This window comes from Exiguobacterium sp. s78 (assembly GCF_018618985.1).
GTDB lineage: Bacteria > Bacillota > Bacilli > Exiguobacteriales > Exiguobacteriaceae > Exiguobacterium_A > Exiguobacterium_A abrahamii.
On record NZ_JACSNB010000001.1, the window covers coordinates 572,214 to 592,726 of the forward strand.

Below are 20,513 nucleotides of genomic sequence, written 5' to 3' on the forward strand. Positions count from 1 at the left end.
AACTCTTTCATTATACCTGTTTTTTAGAAAGACGGGTACTGAAGTCCATCAATTATGGCAGAATGCTTGCCATCTTCGCGGATCATTCCTATAGTTAAATAGAAAATATAGTATATCCAATCAGGGGAAAAGGGGAACTCATAATGGCAACGTTTAAAGGAAATCCAATCACACTTCAAGGTACAGCGGTTCAAGTCGGACAAACAGCACCTGACTTTCAAGTGTTAGCTAACGACTTATCACCGGTAACACGTGATACATATCAAGGTGTCCGGATCATCAGCGTCGTCCCATCGATCGATACAGGCGTTTGTGATGCGCAAACACGTAAATTCAATGAAGAAGCAGCAACAATCGAAGGTGTGACGGTCATGACGGTTTCAAACGACCTTCCATTCGCACAACGTCGCTGGTGCGCATCAAGCGGTCTCGATCAAGTCGTGACGTTGTCTGATCACCGTGATCTTTCATTCGGTACACAGTATGGCGTAGCCATCGAAGAATTACGCCTGCTTGCCCGTTCTGTTTTCGTTCTTGATTCAAACAACGAGATTACGTACTTTGAGTATCTTGAAGAATCAACAGACGAAGTCAATTTCGAAGCAGCACTCGCTGCAGCACGTGAAGCGAAGTAAGAATGGTTTACAAACGCCGCTGAAGCGTTACAATGGAACTAATGATAGAAACGGCTCCCGCTCTACGGGGGGCCGTTTCGTTTTGGAGAGGATGACGTACATGGAGCCGTTAGAAAAGTTATATAAGGAATTAACACGTCAAACAAAACAAATCGAACGTGATCTTGATATGCCCTATTTAGAAGCGTTGACGACGGTGATTGATCGATTGAACGATCGTCATACTGAAAATGTAGACAAAGAAGTCATTCGGAAGGCAGTATCGCTTGCTATTCTAGAAGGGATGAAACAAGCGCAACCGAACCATTTGCCGACGCCAGATAGCGTCGCTTTGTTTGCTGGTTATCTAATCGGGAAATTGGTAGGTAAGGAGGACATCCGACTACTTGAGTTGGGGAGTGGGACAGGTGGCATGTTACATGCTGTCTTAAGTCAACTTTCGACAGATACATCTGCTGAGGCGGTCGAGGTTGATGAGACATTGATTCGTTTATCGGCAGCGGTAACGGAATTACTCGACTATCCAGTCACGTATACCCATCAAGATGCGTTACGACCATTATTGTTAGATCCAGTTGATCTTGCGATGGCTGATCTTCCTGTCGGTTATTATCCGGATGAAGAGGCTGCCGCTTCTTACATCTTGAAACGAGACGAAGGCATGAGCTACAGTCATTTCTTGTTGATTGAACAAGCAATGCAATACGTCAAACCAGGTGGATTCGGTGTCTTCGTCATCCCGAACGGTCTGTTCCAGCATGATACGGAAGGGAAGTTGAAACAGTACTTCGAATCCAAAGCGCATGTCATCGGTATTTTGCAGTTGCCGCTCACGATGTTCAAACAAGAACAGGCAGCAAAAAGTTATTTGATCGTCCGTAATCATTTAGCCGGTATGAAGATGCCAAAACAAGCATTGCTTGCTGAGTTGCCATCGTTCACAGATGCCCGCGCGTTTGGCGGTATGGTGAAACAGATTGATGAATGGATTAACACAGAATTAAAATGAATTACGCAAAGTGATTGAAATCTGTCGTTAATTTGACTATTCTAGTTGTAGAACAGAAATAGAAGAAAACCTAAACAGATGTGAATGTTCATTGGATTCAAATGGAAAAGGGGAAAAATCATGGCAAAAATTATGGCGGTAAACGCAGGTAGTTCGTCTTTGAAGTTCCAATTGCTCGAAATGCCGAACGAAACGATGATCGCAGTCGGACTCGTTGAACGCGTCGGTAAAGACGATGCAATCTTTACGATCAAATATGGTGAAGGACAAAAGTATACAGATGTCCTCCCACTTGCAACACATAAAGAAGCAGTCGAGTTGTCACTCGAAAAATTAATGGAGTTCGGAATCATCTCGTCTTACGATGAGATTAAAGGTGTTGGACACCGTGTGCTTCATGGTAAAGAAAAATATGCAGACTCTGTATTGATTACAGATGAAGTCATGCACGATATCGAGTCTTACACAGAGCTCGGACCACTTCACATTCCACCAAACTTGATCGGAATCCGGGCATTCCAAGCATTACTTCCGGAAGTACCACAAGTGGCAGTCTTCGATACAGCGTTCCACCAAACGATGCCAGAAGAAAACTTCCTTTACAGCTTGCCGTATGATTACTATACAGAATACGGTATCCGTAAATATGGTTTCCACGGTACGAGCCACAAATACGTTACGGAACGTGCATCTGAATTACTCGGTCGTCCGTTAAAAGACCTCCGTTTGATCTCATGTCACCTAGGTAGCGGAGCATCAATCGCAGCAGTTTCAGGTGGCGAATCAATCGATACGACAATGGGCTTCACACCGCTTGAAGGGATCACGATGGGAACACGTTCTGGTTCACTTGACCCAGCGTTGATTCCATTCTTGATGGAGAAAACAGGGAAAACAGCAGAAGACGTCTTGAACGTCATGAACAAAGAGTCTGGAATCTACGGTCTTTCAGGTCTTTCAAGTGACTTGCGTGATGTCCAGACAGCTGCTAAAGAAGGGAACCATCGTTCAGAGATGGCACTCCGTATCTTTGCGAACCGTATCCACGGTTACATCGGGCAATACGCTGCTGAGATGAACGGTGTCGATGCGATCATCTTCACAGCCGGCGTCGGAGAAAACTCAGATTCAATCCGTGAGCGTGTCTTACGTGGTCTTGAATTCATGGGCGTTTACTGGGATCCATCACTCAACAACGGAGCTCGTGGAGAAGAACTCTTCATTAACTACCCACACTCACCAGTTAAAGTCATCATCATTCCAACGAATGAGGAATTGATGATTGCACGCGACACGGTTCGTGTTGGTGGATTAGTTGCTCAAAACGCATAATCGTTTCAAAAGGACTGAGTCGTTATTCCAACGATTCAGTCCTTTTTTTAATGAAATCTATGAAAGGAAATATACGAACGTACGATCTATTGTTACGATGTTTGTCATATAACGAAAAATGAATCGTCATCTTTGTAAAAATAAACCCAAAAAGGGTCGATTTCTTAAAAAAATGAGTCGTTTGTAACATAAAAGTAATAGTACAGACATATTTTTGTGGTCTATATGTAACGGCACTCCCTCGTTTTGTCATGTATATTAATCTCAGTTAACAAACACGAAACAATGATGGAGGAGAAAATACATGATGAAACGGATGCTCGCAAGTGTTTTAACGGTCGTGTTAGCACTCAGTTCGTTTGCAGGTCTTCAAGCAGAGGCTGCAACTAAGAAAAGCGTCAAGTCAACAGTCGATAGCCTAGTCATTCGTCAGAAAGCTACTACTTCTTCGAAAAAGCTCGGTCTTCTATATAAGAACCAAACGTTATCGTACAAAGCAAAAACAGGTAACTGGTATAAAGTAAGTTACAAAGGTAAAACAGCTTACCTTAGCGCAAGCTACTCGAAAGTCGTAACGTCAAGCAGTTCGAAAAAACAATCAACAGGTGGTTGGAAAACAATCACGAACGTAAGCGCAACAGCTTACACACCGTATGATCCAGGTAGTGGTAATCTGACAGCAATCGGTTGGAACATTAAAAGCTCGAAAAAGAAAGTCGTAGCGGTTGATCCACGTGTCATTCCACTTCGTTCGACAGTGAAAGTGTATTACAAGGGGAAATTAAAAGGGACGTATACAGCTGCTGATACTGGCGGTGCCATCAAAGGGAAGAAGATGGATATCCTTTACTATTCTCGTTCAGAAGCATTCAACTGGGGTCGTCGTACGGTTACAGTAAAATACAAATGATTTTAAACCATCGGACATTGGTTCGATGGTTTTTTTATTTAAATAGGTCGTCAAAAAGCCTTTCTTCCTTTGAAATGAAGGAAGAAAGGCTTTTTGTAGAAGAGTGATTCATAAACGGACGATCAAGACGTCGCATTTTGCGTAACGCGTAATGCTTTCAGAGACACTACCGATGAAGAAACGCTCGACAGCGTTTAAACCAGTTGCGCCACAGATGATTAAATCGGCATCGTGATTAGGGGCAAGCTTTTTAGCGATCGTTACTTTCGGTGAGCCGTATTCAATCGCTACTTCGACTTCCTGTACACCGCGATCTTGAGCGGTCTTGACGTATTCGTCTAGCAATTCCTTCGCGTAAGATTCGGCACGTTCCGTGATGGTGCGGTCATAGGCTTCTACTGTTGCGAATGTCCGTGTATCAATGACGTGTGCGATGATCAATTTTGCATCATTTCGCAATGAAACATCGATTGCCGTCTCGAAGGCACGTTCTGCCTCTTTTGAGCCATCTACTGCTACGAGTACATTATGATAGACGATTGCCATGATGAATCCATCCCTTCGTAATCGATATGATGAGTACACCCTAATTATACCATTCTCTTACTAGGAGCGGATGAAACATTCAGTGAGTTCTAAAAATTGTCCTTCCTTTCCGTTCCGTCGTAAGATGGAGTCAGTGAAAGGGGGCGATGCCAAGATGAGGCACGCGTTAATTACAGCAGGTACAAAAGGACTGGGAGAACGAGTGACGCGCCAGTTACTGGAAGAAGGTTGGAAAGTGACGGCGTTTCATCGTTCCGAACCCGAATTTACACATCCGAATCTCATGACGATTCAAGCGGATGTGACGAATCAAGAAGAATTGGAACGCGCAACCCAACAAGCAATCAACGAGCATGGTCGGATTGATGCGTTGATACTTAATGCAGGACCTTATATATTCGAACGAAAAGCGTTAGTGGAGTACACCGATCAGGAATGGAATGAAGTGATCACCGGAAATCTGACAGCTAGTTTTTGGCTGTTACGTCAAGTATTACCCGTCATGCGTAAGCAAGCCTATGGTCGAATCATTACGTACGGTTTCCCGGAGAGTGCAACAGCGCCGGGATGGGTATGCCGGGCGGCGTTCGCTGCTGCTAAAAGCGGGATGGTGAGTTTGACGAAGAGTGTAGCGCTTGAAGAAGCGGAACACGGCATCACGGTCAACATGGTCAACCCGGGAAACATCGTCGGTGACAATAAGACGAAGCAAATTTCTGAAGCGGAGCAAGATGAGGCGACGCCGGTCGGAAGAACGGGTGTCGGAGAAGATATCGCTCGCGCGATCTCCTTCTTGTTGGCAGAAGAATCAAGTATGATTACGGGAGCAATCCTCGATGTGACAGGTGGCGTCAATGTCGTCCATCAATCCCGTAAATAAGCAAAAACATCTAATCCAAGCAATGGATTAGATGTTTGAGACTGAAGATAAGGTGCAATTTTTCTCTAACGAGAAGGATTGCGCTTTTTTGTTCGTCTCGAATCGTTTTCCTGGGACAAGCATCGCTCCGCTGCAGGGTCGCTCTTGCTTGTTTTTCCCTAGGAAGCGATGTCGAGTGAACAAAACGCTCCTCAAATCCTTCGGTATAAAAAGAATGACGCGTCACACGCCACTCCTACAGGAAAAAGCGCAATTTTGCGCTGTCAGAGACAAACAAGACCCGTTTTCCTGCTTGAATGAAGCGGGAAAACTGGCTTGTGTCTCGCTTGAGGAAAGGGCGTGAAAAGACGAGACATTTTTTTAGTCAGCCATTTTGTCTATAATCAGAAACACCTAATCCAAGAGATGGATTAGGTGTTTGTCTTGAGTTAAGATGACGGAATGGATTGAAGATGTTTTGGTGTGCGAGTTAACGCAACTGGACCTTCCGCAGTGAGATGAATATCATCCTCGATACGGACGCCACCGACACCTGGAACATAAATGCCTGGTTCGAGTGTGTAGACGATACCAGCTTCAGCCGTCAGTAGATTGTTTGACGCGAGAGACGGGAATTCATGAACCTCGATTCCGAGTCCGTGCCCGACACGGTGCGTGAAGTACTGTCCGTAGCCAGCGTTTGTAATAACGTCACGGGCTGCCTTATCTAATGAACCGAGTGTCGTGCCGATCTGACTCGCTTCTGTCGCGGCTTCAAGTGCTTGGCGAACCGTTTCATAGATCTTTTTCTGTTCTTCGTTCGCTTCGCCATAAATGAAGGTCCGTGTAATATCGGAACAGTAGCCTTTCCAAACGACGCCGAGGTCGAATAAGACGAAGTCGCCTTCTTGGATGACACGGTCGCCGGGTACACCGTGCGGATCAGCACTGTTTGCACCAAATAAAACAAGCGTATCAAATGACATCTCGCGGACACCTTTTTTCTTCATTTCATATTCGATTTCCGCAATGACTTCGATTTCCGTGATCCCCGGGCGAATCGCTTGTTTACCGATTTCGATTGCTTCGTCCGCAAGTGCTGCGGCTTCTTGAAGAATAGCGATTTCTTCCGGTGTTTTCTTCAGACGAAGCGCTTGTAAAGACTCACCGATATCAAGAATGGCTGCTTTCTCGAGACGTGAGCTTAGTTCCTGATAGCGACTGAACGTCATGTGTTCCCCTTCGATACCGATTCGGTTATTCGAGTGTTCGAATGTCGCGAATAATTCTGCTAATCGATCAAACGGGTTTTCGTGATCCTCATACGTCACGACGTCTCCTTCCCAAGGACTCGCTGCAACGATACTTGCTTCGAGTGCCGGACAGAATAATACATGTTTGCCGGTTACATCGACGAGGACCGCCATGACACGTTCGTGGGGTTCAGCGTAGACTCCTGAGAAATAAAAGACATTTGCCTTCGAAGTGACGACGGCTAAGTCGATTCCTTGTTCTTTCAGGAATTCACTGATTTGGTTCGTACGTTCGCTCATATATGATTCCACCTCTCTACTCATTTTCTACATAAGTATATCATCGTCCGGTTCGAAAAACATTTATCGTAAATCAGACTAGTACACGTTTTCATCTTTAGAGTAGTACAGTATAATGACAGGAGAGTAGAAAAAAGGAAAAGAAGGGATACAGTATGCCTACGAAACACGAACAGATCATTCGACATATCGAAGATCTTGATGTCGGAACAAAGATTTCCGTCCGACAAATCGCGAAGGATTTGACCGTATCCGAGGGGACGGCTTATCGCGCCATCAAGGAAGCAGAAAATTTAGGGTTCGTCTCGACGATTGAGCGAGTCGGAACGATTCGGATTAAAAAGAAACAAAAAGAAAATATCGAGAAGCTGACATTCGCGGAAGTCGTGAACATCGTTGACGGTCAGGTGCTCGGTGGTCGAAATGGATTACACAAGACGCTGACGAAATTCGTCATTGGCGCAATGAAGCTCGAAGCCATGATGCGCTATATCGATGTCGATAGTCTCGTCATCATCGGAAACCGCGAAAAAGCACATGAACTCGTGCTTGAAGCAGGAGCTGCTGTATTGATTACCGGTGGCTTTGATACGACGGAGGATGCAAAACGATTAGCGGATGAGATGGAGTTGCCGATCATTTCGACGTCCTACGATACGTTCACGGTTGCGACGATGATCAACCGTGCGATTTATGATCGATTGATCAAAAAGGAGATTTTACTCGTTTCGGATATTTTAATTCCGTTGCATGATACGTTCTATTTACAGACGACGGATCCGATTTCACGCTGGCACGAGTTGAATGAGCAGACGAAACACAACCGTTATCCCGTCATCGATGAACAAATGAAGGTCGTCGGTGTCGTGACAGCGAAGGACATCATTGACCGTCCGCATGATTGGGCTGTTGAAAAAGTCATGACCCGTCATCCGATCACGGTGGGTATTCGAACGAGTGTCACGAATTCTGCGCATCAGATGGTCTGGGAAGGAATCGAGATGTTACCGGTCATCGACCAGTACGGTCGATTGCTCGGGATCATTAGCCGTCAAGACGTCCTCAAGGCACTGCAACTCGCGAATCGTCAGCCACAAGTCGGAGAGACGTTCGACGATCTAATTACAGGACAGATCAAGGCGGCAGAGGACGAACGGGGACCGTACTTATCGCTTGAGGTCTCGCCGCAAATGACGAACTTCATGGGGACTGCTTCGAGTGGGGTGTTGACGACGCTTCTAGTCGAAGGAGCGACGCGAATGTTGCGCCATATGAAAAAAGGTGACCTTGTCATCGAGAACGTCAGCATCTATTTCATTAAACCTGTTCAAATCGAGAGCACGGTAACGATCCGGGCGAATGTCTTTGACGTCGGTCGAAAATTCGGGAAAGTCGATGTCGAGATGTATCAAGGCACACAAATCGTTGCGAAGGCACTCGTGACATCCCAACTCATCGATCGTTAAATGAATCAAAAAGAACCGAAGTCAATGGACTTCGGTTCCTCTGAATCTAGCTCAGGATTGCTCCATCTCGCGGACGACATACGGATAAATCTTTTTGTAACGGATGAATCCGGCGATGAATGAAGCAACACCGACGATGATTAAAATGGAACAAACGATTTTCCCGACGAGTGTCGTTAATCCGTTTCCGGAAACGAACTGGTTGACGGCGAATAGGATGACGAACAAGCTCAACCAAATGCTCGCTTGCGTATTGAACAAGTATTTTCGGTTCGTGCTTTTCGTATGGAACGCGCGGCGTTTTGCTAACAAATACCCACCAAGCGAGAAAACGATGAGGGCGATGAGGATGAATTGCATGTTAAAAGGACCTCCTTTTTGTCTTCATCTCATATCATATCAAGATTAGAGGAGCTGTGCACAGTGAAAGAGCAAATCAAACAAATGATTGAAGCGGCAGATACGATCATCATTCATCGTCATGAACGACCAGATCCCGATGCACTCGGTAGTCAGTTCGGCTTACAATTGACTCTACAAAATCAGTTCCCTGAAAAAACAGTTTTGTCAGCAGGTGAGATGGCGACATCATTGTCATTCATGGGAGAGCTCGATCAAGTAGACGATGAATTATACAAAGAGGCGTTAGTCGTGATTCTGGATACAGCGAATCAAGCGCGGATTGACGGGAAGGTTGCGATGACAGGAAAAGACGTCATTAAAATCGACCATCATCCGGATGAAGATCCATACGCACCAGTGCAACTCGTCGATACGACGATGAGTTCGACATCGGAATTGCTCGTTCATTTATTGAACGAATGGGGATACGAGATTCCAACATCAGCTGCCATTCAATTCTACGCTGGGATCGTCGGTGACACAGGACGTTTCCAATTCCGTGGTACGACGAAACGAACATTTGAAGTCGCAGCGCAATTGATTGATGCAGGAATCGATACGGACTGGTTGTATCGCAATATGTACGAAACAGAACTTGCAGCGCTTCATTTACAAGGATATGTCCTTCAACATATTCAATTGACGGATCAAGGTGTCGGTTATGTCGTATTGACACAAGATACGTTGAAGCAGTTTGGGGCGACGGTTGAGCAAGCATCGTTGCTCGTCAATAGTTTTGCCGGTTTAAAAGGCATGAAGTGTTGGGCATTGTTCCTTGAAACGGACACGGAGGTTCGCGTCCGGATTCGTTCGAAGGGTCCCGTCATCAATGAAGTAGCAAAAGAATTCAATGGTGGTGGACATCCGATGGCGTCTGGTGCAACGATTGGACAGTTGAGTGAGGTCGAACGTGTCATCCGTCGTCTGGACGAGGTCGCTGCTAACTTCCAGTTTTAAATGGAAAAAGGCTGCTCGGTCTCACTCCTCTCATTGAGGAAGCGAAGCGAACAGCCTTTTTACGCTTATTGCGTTTTTGTTTCGTCTTGCGGAATGAACCAAACGCCACGATCTGTGTGATCTTCAATGACATTCAGTTGAAGTTCAGCGACAGATTTGCGAATCTTCTCAGCGATTTCTTCCGTTTCAGTAAAAGCGGTAACACCGAGCTTTAATTGTTCGACTTTTTCACGTGCGATTTGACTGCGATTCAAAATCATGAGAAACGCTCCTTCCGTACCCGTCATGATATTTCTATACTTATTGTATCGAATAATAAATCAGATGGCGAGTACTTGAGTCAGTTAGATATGAATGTTCTGAAAACTTTTAAAAACATCCATCAGAAGAGAAAGGAGAATGGAAGATGCATATAAATGTTCGAACGCAGTTTAGTCCATTGCAGAGTTTAGTTCGAATCGAGCCCTATCTCGATGAACTAGTCCGTCGACACATCGGACGAGCGGTCATCTGTGAAACGACATTGACAGGAGTTCCCGCATTCATCGATGCATGTCAGCGTCGAAATATGCAACCGATCGTCGGATGGGAGCAGCGAATCGAAGAAGAAGAATTTTGTATCTTATGGTTTGCTTTTTCTTCTGATGGACTGCGTCAACTGTATCGACTAGCCAGTCAACAAGGGGAGACTGAAGTTTCATCACTGATCGCGGTGCTCGTGCCACTGCGTCAAGCCTCTGAAGATGCGACGCGTCTACGTCGTTCCTTCGTTCAATGGATGGGACACGTTCAAGGAGCGCGTACATATATGGGCGTGACCTCTAGTCGCTCAACGGTCGAACGAGAGAGTCGTGCGCGTTACCGCGAAGTAGCAGCAGCGCTTGGTGTTGAGACCATCCCAGTCGATCCTGTTCGTTACATTCGTCGAGATGAAGCGCCAGCGTATCAAGCAATACGTGCGATTGGTGAGGCGACGACGTTCCAAGACCAAAAGACAGATCGTCTGATGCATTTAAAGACCCGAGAAGAATTACTCGAAGACTTTACCGAGCGAGAAATTACTATGATAGAGCAGTTTGCTACGACATCTGAACGCTTGGAATTACCGTTTCAACAACGTCCACTGCCACGTATCGCGGAAGACTCGAATGCGTTATTACGGAAACGTGCTGAGGAAGGGTTACTGGCACATGGTCATGAAAGTAACGAAGCGCGGGAACGTCTCGCTTATGAACTATCAGTCATCGATAAGACGGGATTTGCTGATTACTTCTTAATCGTTGAAGAACTCGTACGTAGTGCAAAAGCGAAAGGCATCTTCGTTGGACCCGGTCGGGGCTCAGCAGCTGGATCACTTGTCAGCTATGCGCTTGGGATCACGACGGTGGATCCATTGAAATATGGATTACTATTCGAACGATTCTTGAACCCCGAGCGGATTTCCATGCCGGATATCGATATCGATATCGAAGATGAACGACGCGAAGAAGTATTAGAGGATCTCGTGATGCGTTACGGAAAAGATCACGTTGCTCAAATCGGTACATTGTCGACGCTCGGTGCCAAAGCCGCTCTGCGAGACGTCGGACGGACGCTAGAGTTTTCGAAGGATGAGTTAGATGCTGCAGTTAAACAGCTTGGAAAATCAACGACGTTACAAGGGATCGAACAAAACAAACAGACATATCGCTGGTTCTCTGGAAGCGAAAAGCGCCGGCAACTGTTGCAACTAGCGCAAGCGGTCGAGGGTCTCCCGCGACAACGTTCGGTTCACGCGGCCGGTGTCGTCATTGGATCTGAACAGCTCGTCGAGACGACACCCGTTGAAACGGGACCAAATGAACGCTATGTGACGCAGTTTTTGATGCAGGCATTGGAACGTCAAGGATTGTTGAAAATTGACTTGTTAGGATTACGAAATCTCAGTCGTTTGCGTCGGATGGAAGAATTGATTCGTCGAGAACAGCCATCCTTTACGCTCACGCAAATTCCAGAAGAAGACCGCGCGACATTTCAAGTCTTTGCCCGCGCCGAGACGGATGATATTTTCCAATTCGAGTCGACAGGTATGAAACAGACGTTGCGCGAAGTCAAACCGAATCGGTTCGAGGATTTGGTGGCAACGATGTCACTCTATCGTCCGGGACCAATGAAATTCATTGATCTGTACGCGAAACGAAAAGCTGGTCAACCTTATCAAATGTTGCATCCCGTATTAGAAGACGTACTTGCACCAACGTATGGCATCATCGTCTATCAGGAACAAGTCATGGAAATCACCCGTCGAGTGGCTGGATTTACACTCGCACAAGCAGATTTATTACGACGTGCGATTTCTAAAAAAAGTACGGATTCGCTCGAACAGGAACGGGTTCGTTTTCTTGAAGGAGCAAAGTCGAATGGATTCGATGATGCGATCGCACAATCACTCTATGAACAAATTGAGCGATTCGCTGGGTATGGATTCAACCGAAGCCATGCGGTCGCCTATTCAAAGATTAGTTATGCCCTCGGGTACATCAAAGCGCATTTCCCGCACATTTTCTTGCTCGTCTCGGTCGAACAACCGGAGCGCCTCGTCCGATTGATGCGCGAACGACGTCTCCCTGTCCACTCGCCGGATGTCTGGATTTCCGATTACCGTTCTTCACTAGAAGGCAAAGGGATTCGACTCGGTATCCATGTGATTAAAGGTATTTCCGAGCGAGAGTTCGAGCGTGTAAAGGAAGCATCGAAGCACACGGCGACGATTGCTGATCTATTGACCCACATCGGATGGGGCAAGAAGGAGCGCGTGAAAATTGAATTGTTACTCTACAGTGGTGCGCTAGACCGAGCGACGCACGGCGATCGCGGGCTCGCCGAACAAGAGGTGCTCGAGTATTTCACCGAGTCATCGAATACATTACTTCCAGACGAGTTGGCAATTCTCGGGAAACGCCGGACACAGAAGTCATCGAAACGAAGTGATTCCGACTGGGCACGATTAGAACGGGAAGCGCTTGGATTCTGGTTGACGTATTCTCCGTTGACGACAGCAATGAAAGCTCCGGTTGAATCTGCTTATTTCCATGACCTTGGCGTCGGTTCGGAAACACACTATTTAGTCTGTTATATTGATCAGATCCGAGAGTTCAAGACGAAACGCGGTCAAACGATGGCGGTCATTCAGGCAGTCGATGGGTATTCGAATGAAGAGGTCGTCGTCTTCCCGAATCAATATGAACGATTCCGTCGATCACTTTATTTAGGGAACGTCTTATTGATTGAATTAAAGGTGCAGGATCGCGAAGGGGAGCGTCAGTTCATTTTGGAACGTCTTCGTCCGCTTGGACAAGATGTGCTATTCGTCAAGTTAACATCGAAAAATGAGCTGGCCGCACTTGAACAGTTGCTTGAAGCGGCACCAGGCGATATTCCAGTCGTCGTCCGCTACGCGGATTCACGTGAGACGAAATCGTTACCGCCGCTTTATGCTGTGCAGCATGATGAGGAATTACTAGCTCGGCTACGTATTCGGTTTGGCGAGGATCATGTCGTCCTGAAAAATGTCCCCCGCTCAAACTAGTACTAGGTAATAAGATTTGTTATAATAAGGGGTAATTGGTCTGACCAATGCCACCGATTGAAGCAACCGACTGAAGGGTCAGAAAGGTGGTGCCGTATCGATATGGAGAAGAAACGAAATGCGTTTGAAGCCAATATCGCGGCGATTAAATTGATGATCGAACAAGATGGATTAGTTCCAGGAGACCGTATTCCATCGGAACGGGAACTGGCAGAACGACTATCCATCAGTCGACCGTCCGTACGAGAAGCATTACGGACGCTCGCTTATTTAGGGATCGTCGAGACACGACATGGAGGCGGAAGCTTTCTTTTGAACCGTGACGATCATACCTATATTCAAATCATCGCTCAATTCTTAGTGACTGGCGATTCGAAGTTCGAAGACTTGGCAGGAACGCTCCGCTTGCTTGAGCAAGCAGCGCTCGCGCAGCTGGATGACCTTTCGGTGCTTGCACCAGTCGTATCATCCGATGCAGCGTTTCGTGAGACGTTGATTCAGACGGTCGATAACGATTTGTTTGAACGAATCTGGCGACAAGTCAATGCCTTCCATAAAAGCTTCGGTCAAGGGGAACTCTATACGCAGGCGGAACGGGAACAACTCTTGAACCGCCCATAGGATGACAAGGGGGAACTGAACGTGCAAGCATTTTTTCGAAAACCTAAAAAGTTCGTCACGCTGACTTCGAAGGAGCAGCGTGTCGATGTGCCAGTTGGCCTAATGACGAAGTGTCCGAAATGTAAATTAATCCAATATACGAAACAACTGGAGGCGAACTTACGTGTCTGTTCATGTGGGTATCATCACCCGTTGACCGCGCAAGAACGTTTTACGCAATTATTCGATGAAGGTTCGGTGACGTATTTCGACTTACCGGCAGTTCAAGCGGATCCGCTTGGATTCCAGGATTACCCGGAAAAATTAAAGGGCGACCAAGTCAGAACGGGTCTTGAGGAAGCGATCGTCTGTGGCGTCGGGAATGTGAATGGTCACCCACTCGTCGCTTGTGTCATGGATGCACGATTCCGGATGGGTTCGATGGGTGCAGCGGTTGGTGCTGCGATTTCTGAAGCGGTTCGTTACGCAACGAAACATCGTCTACCTGTCACGATTTTCTCCGCTTCAGGTGGAGCACGGATGCAAGAGGGAATGGTTAGTCTCATGCAGATGGCGAAATCGAGTCTCTTCTTAAAACAGCATTCAGATGCTGGGCTACTTTATATTTCTTGTATGACTCATCCGACGACCGGCGGGGTATCAGCAAGTTTTGCGATGCTCGGTGACTTTAACATCGCTGAACCAGGGGCATTGATCGGGTTTGCAGGTCGACGGATCATCGAACAGACGATACGTGAAAAACTACCGGAAGATTTCCAAACAGCAGAATTCTTATTACAAGCAGGTCAACTGGACGATGTCGTATCACGACATGATCTGAAAACGTACTATACGCGAATCTTAAAGCTACATGCGGAGGGAACGAACCATGCAACCATTTGACCAACCAGTCATCGCGTTACGCGAAAAAATTCTTGAGCTCCATGATATGGCGGAAACACAAGGACTAGACTTCAAGGAAGAACTCCAACTTCTTGAAGAACGCCTTCATCGGTTAGAACTCGATATTTACGGGAATATGAAAGCGTGGAATCGTGTTCAATTGGCACGTCATCCAGAACGTCCAACGACACTCGATTACATTGAATCCATCTGTGAAGATTTCATCGAACTGCATGGCGATCGTCATGGATATGATGATGCGGCAATCGTCGGTGGAATCGGAACACTGAATGGTCGTCCGGTGACGATCATCGGTCATCAACGCGGAAAAGATACAAAAGAAAACATTCGTCGTAATTTCGGGATGCCACATCCTGAAGGATATCGAAAAGCACTACGTCTCATGCAACAAGCAGAGAAATTCAATCGACCGATCATTACGTTCATCGACACGAAAGGGGCTTACCCAGGACGTGCAGCAGAAGAACGTGGTCAGAGTGAGGCCATCGCGAAAAACCTGTTTGAGATGGCTGGTATGACGGTTCCAATCATTTCAATCGTCATCGGTGAAGGTGGATCAGGTGGTGCTTTAGGAATCGGAGTGTGTGATCAACTCTTGATGCTCGAGAATTCAACGTATTCGGTCATCTCTCCTGAAGGTGCTGCAGCATTGTTGTGGAAAGATGCAAGTCTTGCGGAGAAAGCGGCAGAATCGATGAAGATCACAGCACCTGATTTATTACGACTCGGGATCGCTGATGCCATCATTCCAGAAGTCATCGGAGGGGCGCATCTCGATGTGTCATTACAGGCGGATAAATTAAAAACTGTATTGGTACAGAAGCTCGAATCATTGGTTCACCTGACCAAGGAAGAGCTCATTGATCAGCGGACCGAAAAATATCACCAAATTGGCACATAAGCACCATGTAATCGCTATCATGATTGATATTCCTCATTTCCGGAATCGGTAATGAAAAAACAAGTGAAAGTTTATGCAATCTGCCCTGTTGTAAAACAAGAAAACAACGTGCTATTTTAGATTCAGATTAATGGAGAGGTGATTAACGTGAGTTTAAAACGGATTGCTGTCTTAACGAGTGGCGGCGATGCACCAGGTATGAATGCCGCGGTGCGTGCTGTCACGCGTAAAGCGATTTTTCATGGCTTAGAAGTATTTGGTGTCTATAACGGCTATCAAGGATTAATCAACGGGGACATCGTCCAGTTGAACCTTGGGTCAGTCGGTGACATCATTCAACGAGGTGGAACGTTCCTACGTTCAGCACGTTGCCCTGAGTTCCGTACAGAAGAAGGACGAGCAAAAGCGGTCGTCAATCTTAAGAAATTTGAAATTGATGCACTCGTCGTCGTAGGCGGAGACGGGTCGTATCGTGGTGCCCAAAAATTGACGGGACTTGGCTTCCCGACAATTGGACTTCCAGGTACGATCGATAACGATATTCCTGGAACGGACTATACGATCGGTTTTGATACAGCGCTCAACACGGCGCTTGAAGCGATCGATAAAATTCGTGATACGGCATCGTCGCATGAGCGGACGTATGTCATTGAAGTCATGGGACGCGATGCGGGTGATATCGCATTATATGCAGGACTTGCTGGTGGAGCAGAATCGATTCTTGTTCCCGAGCGTCCTGAAGATTTAAAAGAAGTCCTCGATCGCATTCAAAGTGGTGTCAATCGCGGTAAGAAACACTCAATCGTCATCGTCGCTGAAGGTGCAGGCCGTGCTCAGGACGTGGGAGACGCTATCGCAAAAGAAACAGGTCTCGATACACGCGTCACGGTTCTTGGTCACGTTCAACGTGGTGGAGCACCAACGGCAGCGGACCGTGTACTTGCAAGTCGGATGGGGGCGCATGCCATCGAAATCCTACTTCAAGGAAAACAAGGACGTGTCGTAGGTGTACGTGGTGGTAAGATGATCGATCTCGATATCGATGAGGCACTCGACGAAAATAAACATGAGCTGGATCTTGATATTCTCGAGCTTTCAAAACAGCTTTCGATTTAACGAACGTCGATAGGATTGGAATGGACAAGAGAACTTGGCCAAACACCGTAGGAGGTTTATGGAATATGCGTAGAACTAAAATTGTATGTACGATTGGACCGGCGTCAGAAAAACGTCTTCCAGAAATGATTGAAGCAGGTATGAACGTCGCTCGTTTGAACTTCTCACACGGCGATTATGAAGAACACGGTGCACGTATCACGGATATCCGTCGTGCAGCGAAAGAAGCAAACAAAATCGTTACGATTCTTCTTGATACGAAAGGACCAGAAATCCGTACACATTCGTTTGAAGAAGGAAAAGCGCTTCTCGAACGTGGTCAAGAAGTCATCATCGTTAGCGGAGACGCAAACGAAATCGTCGGAACGAAAGATAAATTCTCTGTCACGTATGAAGGACTCTATGATGACGTCGAAGTTGGTTCGATGATCATGCTTGATGACGGTCTCATCGGTCTTCGTGTCACTGAAAAACTTCCGAACCGTGAGCTTCGTTGTTCAATCGAAAACGAAGGCGTCATTAAGACGAAAAAAGGCGTTAACTTGCCAAACGTGAAGGTTAACCTTCCTGCTTTGACAGAAAAAGATATTGCGGATATCGAGTTCGGTATCAAGAGCGATATCGATTTGATCGCGGCATCTTTCGTGCGCCGTGCGTCAGACGTCGTTGCGATTCGTCAATTGCTTGAGAAAAACAACGCGAGCCACATCAAAATCTTCCCGAAAATCGAGAACCAAGAAGGTGTCGATAACATCGAAGAAATCCTTGCGATTTCGGACGGTTTGATGGTAGCGCGTGGTGACCTCGGTATCGAGATTCCAACGGAAGAAGTCACGCCAACTCAAAAAGACTTGATCAAGCTTTGTAACGACTTCGGTAAACCAGTCATTACAGCAACACAAATGCTTGACTCGATGCAACGTTTCCCACGTCCAACACGTGCTGAAGCATCAGACGTCGCGAACGCGATTCTTGATGGTACGGATGCAATCATGCTTTCAGGTGAGACAGCAGCAGGGGACTACCCAATCGAATCTGTCCAAATGATGCACTCGATCGCAAAACGTACAGAAAAAATGCTCGACTACAAGCTCTTGTTGAAAGATCGTCAGACACGTAGTGAGCACACAGTGACGGATGCAATCGCTCAAGCGGTTACGCACACTGCGATCAACTTGGACGCAAAAGCAATCTTGACACCGACACAATCGGGTTACACGGCTGCACGTATCTCGAAATACCGTCCAGAGCCAAACATCGTCGCTGTTACACCAAGCGCACGTGTCGCACGTCAGTTGAACATCGTATGGGGCGTGTACCCAATCGTCGTTGATCATCTTTCAGACAACACGGATGACATGTTGACACTTGCTGCGGACACAGCAAAAGACGCTGGTTTCGTCACAGACGGTGATCTCGTCGTCATCTCAGCTGGTATCCCTGCTTTGACTGCTGGTACAACGAACATGTTGAAAATCCACATCGTCGGTAAAGAGATCGCAAACGGTCGTGGGATCGGTGAGCGTGGAGTCGTTGGCGAAGTCGTCATCGCAAACAATGCTGAAGAAGCAAACTCTAAAGCGAAGCCAGGCATGATCCTCGTTACGAACTCAACTGATCGTGACATGATGCCTGCAATCGAGATGGCTGCAGCGATGATCACAGTTGATGGCGGATTGACAAGCCATGCTGGAATCGTTGGACCATCACTCGGTAAACCAGTCATCGTTGGTGTCGAAGATGCATTGACAGTCTTCAAAGACGGTCAAATGATCTCAATCGATCCATTGACAGGTAAACTATATAACGCATAATCCATTCATGACGGACGTGACTTAGGTCATGTCCGTCTTTTTTTGTATGAGGAGGACGTATGGAAGCTTATCTTTTTTTGATTGCCCTCGTCTTCATCGGGGTCATCGCACAAAATAAATCATTAATCATTGCTGCAGCCTTCCTGCTGATCATCAAGGCAATCGGGCTGGATGGTAGACTGTTTCCGTCCTTGCAGGCAAAAGGAATCACGTGGGGCGTCACATTGATCACGGCAGCGATCCTCGTACCGATTGCAGCAGGGGATATCGGATTTAAGGAGTTGCTCCAAAGTATTCGGGGACATATCGGCATCATCTCATTTTTATCAGGAATTTTTGTTGCAATCGTCGCGGCACACGGTGTTGGACTGATGAAAGAAGATCCACTCGTGACGACAGCCTTGCTAGCTGGAACGATTCTTGCAGTAGGACTTTTCCGTGGGGTACCGGTCGGACCATTGATTGGTGCTGGAATCGCGGCGCTCGTCATTGGAATGTGGGATGTCATCGCAAAAGCGTTCACAGGATGAGCCGAATCAGCAAAGTAACTGAATTAATTTTTTGATAATAGTATGCAAGTTCATTCACTTTTTGGGTATTTTTGTTTATACTAAGAACAGAAACAAGATGGTCTATTCAAGAGTACAGCGCTACAAGCATGGGGAACGACTCTTGAGTGGACGTCTTTTTTTCAATACGGAAATGAAAGCGTTTTAAATTTCTGGGGAAAAAAAGGGGGATTATTGTCATGACGCAAACTAAAGGTTTAGAAGGAATCGTCGCGACTTCATCGAAAATCAGTTCGATCATCGATGGTCAATTGACGTATGGCGGTTATACGATTGATGATTTGGCGGAGCACGCCTCATTTGAGGAAGTCGTCTTCTTGTTGTGGAACGACCGTCTACCAAAAGAAGAGGAATTGAAGCAACTATCGGAAGCACTTATTTCCGAAGCAACGGTTGCGACTGCCGTTCTTGAAACGATGAAGGCAGCACCGAAGTCGGCGAATGCGATGGCGACGATTCGAACAGCGCTCTCTCAACTCGCGCTTTACGATGAGACATCGGAAGATATGTCGACTGAGGCGAATTACGCTAAAGCCATCAAATTACAGGCACAAATCGCAACACTCGTCACAGCTTACGCTCGTATCAAAAAAGGACAAGAGCCGATCGCACCTAAAACAGGTCTTTCATACGCAGGAAATTTCTTGTTCATGTTGACGGGTGAAGAGCCAACGGAAGTTGCAGAAAAAGCCTTTAACCAAGCGCTCGTTCTTCACGCTGACCACGAGTTGAACGCTTCGACGTTCACAGCACGCGTGTGTGTCGCGACACTCTCTGACGTCTACTCAGGTGTGACGGCAGCGATGGGCGCATTAAAAGGACCACTTCACGGTGGCGCGAACGAAGCCGTCATGAAGATGTTGTTAGAAATTGATTCGGTTGAAAAGGTTGACGAGTATGTTCATAATAAACTTGAGAACAAGCAAAAAATCATGGGCTTCGGTCACCGTGTCTACAAGGACGGCGACCCACGTGCGAAGCACCTTCAAGAAATGAGTCGTCAGCTGACTGCTCAAATCGGGGAGCCGAAATGGTATGAGATGTCAGTTAAGATCGACGAAATCGTCCAATCGGAAAAAGGATTGAAACCAAATGTTGATTTCTATTCCGCTTCTACGTACCATGCACTTGGACTTGATACAGAACTATTCACTCCAATCTTTGCAGTAAGTCGGATGTCAGGTTGGTTGGCGCACATTTTAGAGCAGTATAGCGATAACCGTCTGATTCGCCCGCGTGCAGACTACACGGGTGAAACGCACCGGACATACGTGTCCATCGAAGAACGTTAAAAGGACGGGGAGGAGCAATCCTCTCCTGATTTTTGATGTAGATTACAATTACTTAAGGGG

At 46.6% G+C, this 20,513-nt stretch carries 19 protein-coding genes; 15 read left to right on the forward strand and 4 right to left on the reverse strand.

What is annotated here, in order from left to right:
* Window positions 1–143: 143 nt before the first annotated feature.
* The 4 genes from tpx to KNQ18_RS02845 all read left to right on the forward strand — a co-directional run bounded on the left by tpx (window position 144) and on the right by KNQ18_RS02845 (window position 3,886).
* On the forward strand, window positions 144–635 hold the full coding sequence (tpx, locus tag KNQ18_RS02830; protein WP_215083788.1) for a thiol peroxidase: 492 nt from the start codon (window positions 144–146) through the stop codon (window positions 633–635).
* 100 nt (window positions 636–735) lie between these two features.
* A complete protein-coding gene (locus KNQ18_RS02835; RefSeq protein ID WP_215083790.1) occupies window positions 736–1,644 on the forward strand; it encodes a class I SAM-dependent methyltransferase in 909 nt (302 codons plus the stop codon).
* A 120-nt stretch (window positions 1,645–1,764) separates the two neighbouring features.
* A complete protein-coding gene (locus tag KNQ18_RS02840; RefSeq protein ID WP_023469051.1) occupies window positions 1,765–2,976 on the forward strand; it encodes an acetate kinase in 1,212 nt (403 codons plus the stop codon).
* A 304-nt stretch (window positions 2,977–3,280) separates the two neighbouring features.
* Complete coding sequence (locus tag KNQ18_RS02845) at window positions 3,281–3,886, forward strand: 3D domain-containing protein (protein WP_050678579.1); 606 nt, start codon at window positions 3,281–3,283, stop codon at window positions 3,884–3,886.
* Window positions 3,887–3,994: 108 nt separating this feature from the next.
* Here KNQ18_RS02845 and KNQ18_RS02850 read toward each other — a convergent pair whose 3' ends face one another.
* Window positions 3,995–4,432 (reverse strand): universal stress protein, encoded by a 438-nt coding sequence (locus KNQ18_RS02850; protein ID WP_029342342.1) that lies wholly within the window; start codon window positions 4,430–4,432, stop codon window positions 3,995–3,997.
* Between the two features lie 154 nt (window positions 4,433–4,586).
* On the opposite strand from KNQ18_RS02850, the gene KNQ18_RS02855 reads away from it, so the two are divergent.
* A complete protein-coding gene (locus tag KNQ18_RS02855; protein WP_149427716.1) occupies window positions 4,587–5,312 on the forward strand; it encodes an SDR family oxidoreductase in 726 nt (241 codons plus the stop codon).
* Window positions 5,313–5,740: 428 nt separating this feature from the next.
* Here the strand turns inward: KNQ18_RS02855 and KNQ18_RS02860 are convergent, their stop codons facing one another.
* On the reverse strand, window positions 5,741–6,844 hold the full coding sequence (locus KNQ18_RS02860) for a M24 family metallopeptidase (protein ID WP_215083792.1): 1,104 nt from the start codon (window positions 6,842–6,844) through the stop codon (window positions 5,741–5,743).
* Between the two features lie 155 nt (window positions 6,845–6,999).
* On the opposite strand from KNQ18_RS02860, the gene KNQ18_RS02865 reads away from it, so the two are divergent.
* Entirely contained in the window at window positions 7,000–8,310 is a 1,311-nt protein-coding gene (locus KNQ18_RS02865; RefSeq protein ID WP_023469046.1) for a DRTGG domain-containing protein, read from the forward strand.
* 51 nt (window positions 8,311–8,361) lie between these two features.
* Here the strand turns inward: KNQ18_RS02865 and KNQ18_RS02870 are convergent, their stop codons facing one another.
* Window positions 8,362–8,670: a YtpI family protein gene (locus KNQ18_RS02870; protein ID WP_023469045.1), complete on the reverse strand. Its 309-nt coding sequence runs from the start codon at window positions 8,668–8,670 to the stop codon at window positions 8,362–8,364.
* Between the two features lie 63 nt (window positions 8,671–8,733).
* Here KNQ18_RS02870 and KNQ18_RS02875 point away from each other — a divergent pair, with 63 nt between their 5' ends.
* Window positions 8,734–9,669 (forward strand): DHH family phosphoesterase, encoded by a 936-nt coding sequence (locus KNQ18_RS02875; protein WP_149427714.1) that lies wholly within the window; start codon window positions 8,734–8,736, stop codon window positions 9,667–9,669.
* A gap of 65 nt (window positions 9,670–9,734) precedes the next feature.
* Here the strand turns inward: KNQ18_RS02875 and KNQ18_RS02880 are convergent, their stop codons facing one another.
* A complete protein-coding gene (locus KNQ18_RS02880) occupies window positions 9,735–9,929 on the reverse strand; it encodes a YtzJ family protein (RefSeq protein WP_023469043.1) in 195 nt (64 codons plus the stop codon).
* 146 nt (window positions 9,930–10,075) lie between these two features.
* On the opposite strand from KNQ18_RS02880, the gene dnaE reads away from it, so the two are divergent.
* From dnaE to citZ, 8 genes are all read left to right on the forward strand, one after another.
* Window positions 10,076–13,237 carry a DNA polymerase III subunit alpha gene (dnaE, locus tag KNQ18_RS02885; RefSeq protein WP_215083794.1) on the forward strand — a complete coding sequence of 1,054 codons (3,162 nt, stop codon included), beginning with the start codon at window positions 10,076–10,078 and terminating at the stop codon, window positions 13,235–13,237.
* A gap of 102 nt (window positions 13,238–13,339) precedes the next feature.
* Window positions 13,340–13,858, forward strand: a complete 519-nt coding sequence (locus tag KNQ18_RS02890) for a FadR/GntR family transcriptional regulator (protein ID WP_050677654.1) — start codon at window positions 13,340–13,342, stop codon at window positions 13,856–13,858.
* Between the two features lie 21 nt (window positions 13,859–13,879).
* Complete coding sequence (accD, locus tag KNQ18_RS02895) at window positions 13,880–14,740, forward strand: acetyl-CoA carboxylase, carboxyltransferase subunit beta (RefSeq protein ID WP_023469040.1); 861 nt, start codon at window positions 13,880–13,882, stop codon at window positions 14,738–14,740.
* On the forward strand, window positions 14,727–15,662 hold the full coding sequence (gene accA, locus KNQ18_RS02900) for an acetyl-CoA carboxylase carboxyl transferase subunit alpha (RefSeq protein ID WP_215083796.1): 936 nt from the start codon (window positions 14,727–14,729) through the stop codon (window positions 15,660–15,662). The genes accD and accA overlap by 14 nt, the downstream gene beginning before the upstream one ends.
* A gap of 147 nt (window positions 15,663–15,809) precedes the next feature.
* Window positions 15,810–16,778: a 6-phosphofructokinase gene (pfkA, locus tag KNQ18_RS02905; protein WP_029342336.1), complete on the forward strand. Its 969-nt coding sequence runs from the start codon at window positions 15,810–15,812 to the stop codon at window positions 16,776–16,778.
* A gap of 65 nt (window positions 16,779–16,843) precedes the next feature.
* Window positions 16,844–18,592, forward strand: a complete 1,749-nt coding sequence (gene pyk / locus KNQ18_RS02910) for a pyruvate kinase (RefSeq protein WP_050677653.1) — start codon at window positions 16,844–16,846, stop codon at window positions 18,590–18,592.
* A 59-nt stretch (window positions 18,593–18,651) separates the two neighbouring features.
* On the forward strand, window positions 18,652–19,122 hold the full coding sequence (locus tag KNQ18_RS02915) for a DUF441 domain-containing protein (RefSeq protein ID WP_023469036.1): 471 nt from the start codon (window positions 18,652–18,654) through the stop codon (window positions 19,120–19,122).
* 218 nt (window positions 19,123–19,340) lie between these two features.
* The gene (gene citZ, locus KNQ18_RS02920; protein WP_053454034.1) at window positions 19,341–20,453 is read left to right on the forward strand and encodes a citrate synthase; all 1,113 of its coding nucleotides are present in this window, start codon (window positions 19,341–19,343) and stop codon (window positions 20,451–20,453) included.
* The last annotated feature ends 60 nt before the right edge of the window (window positions 20,454–20,513 follow it).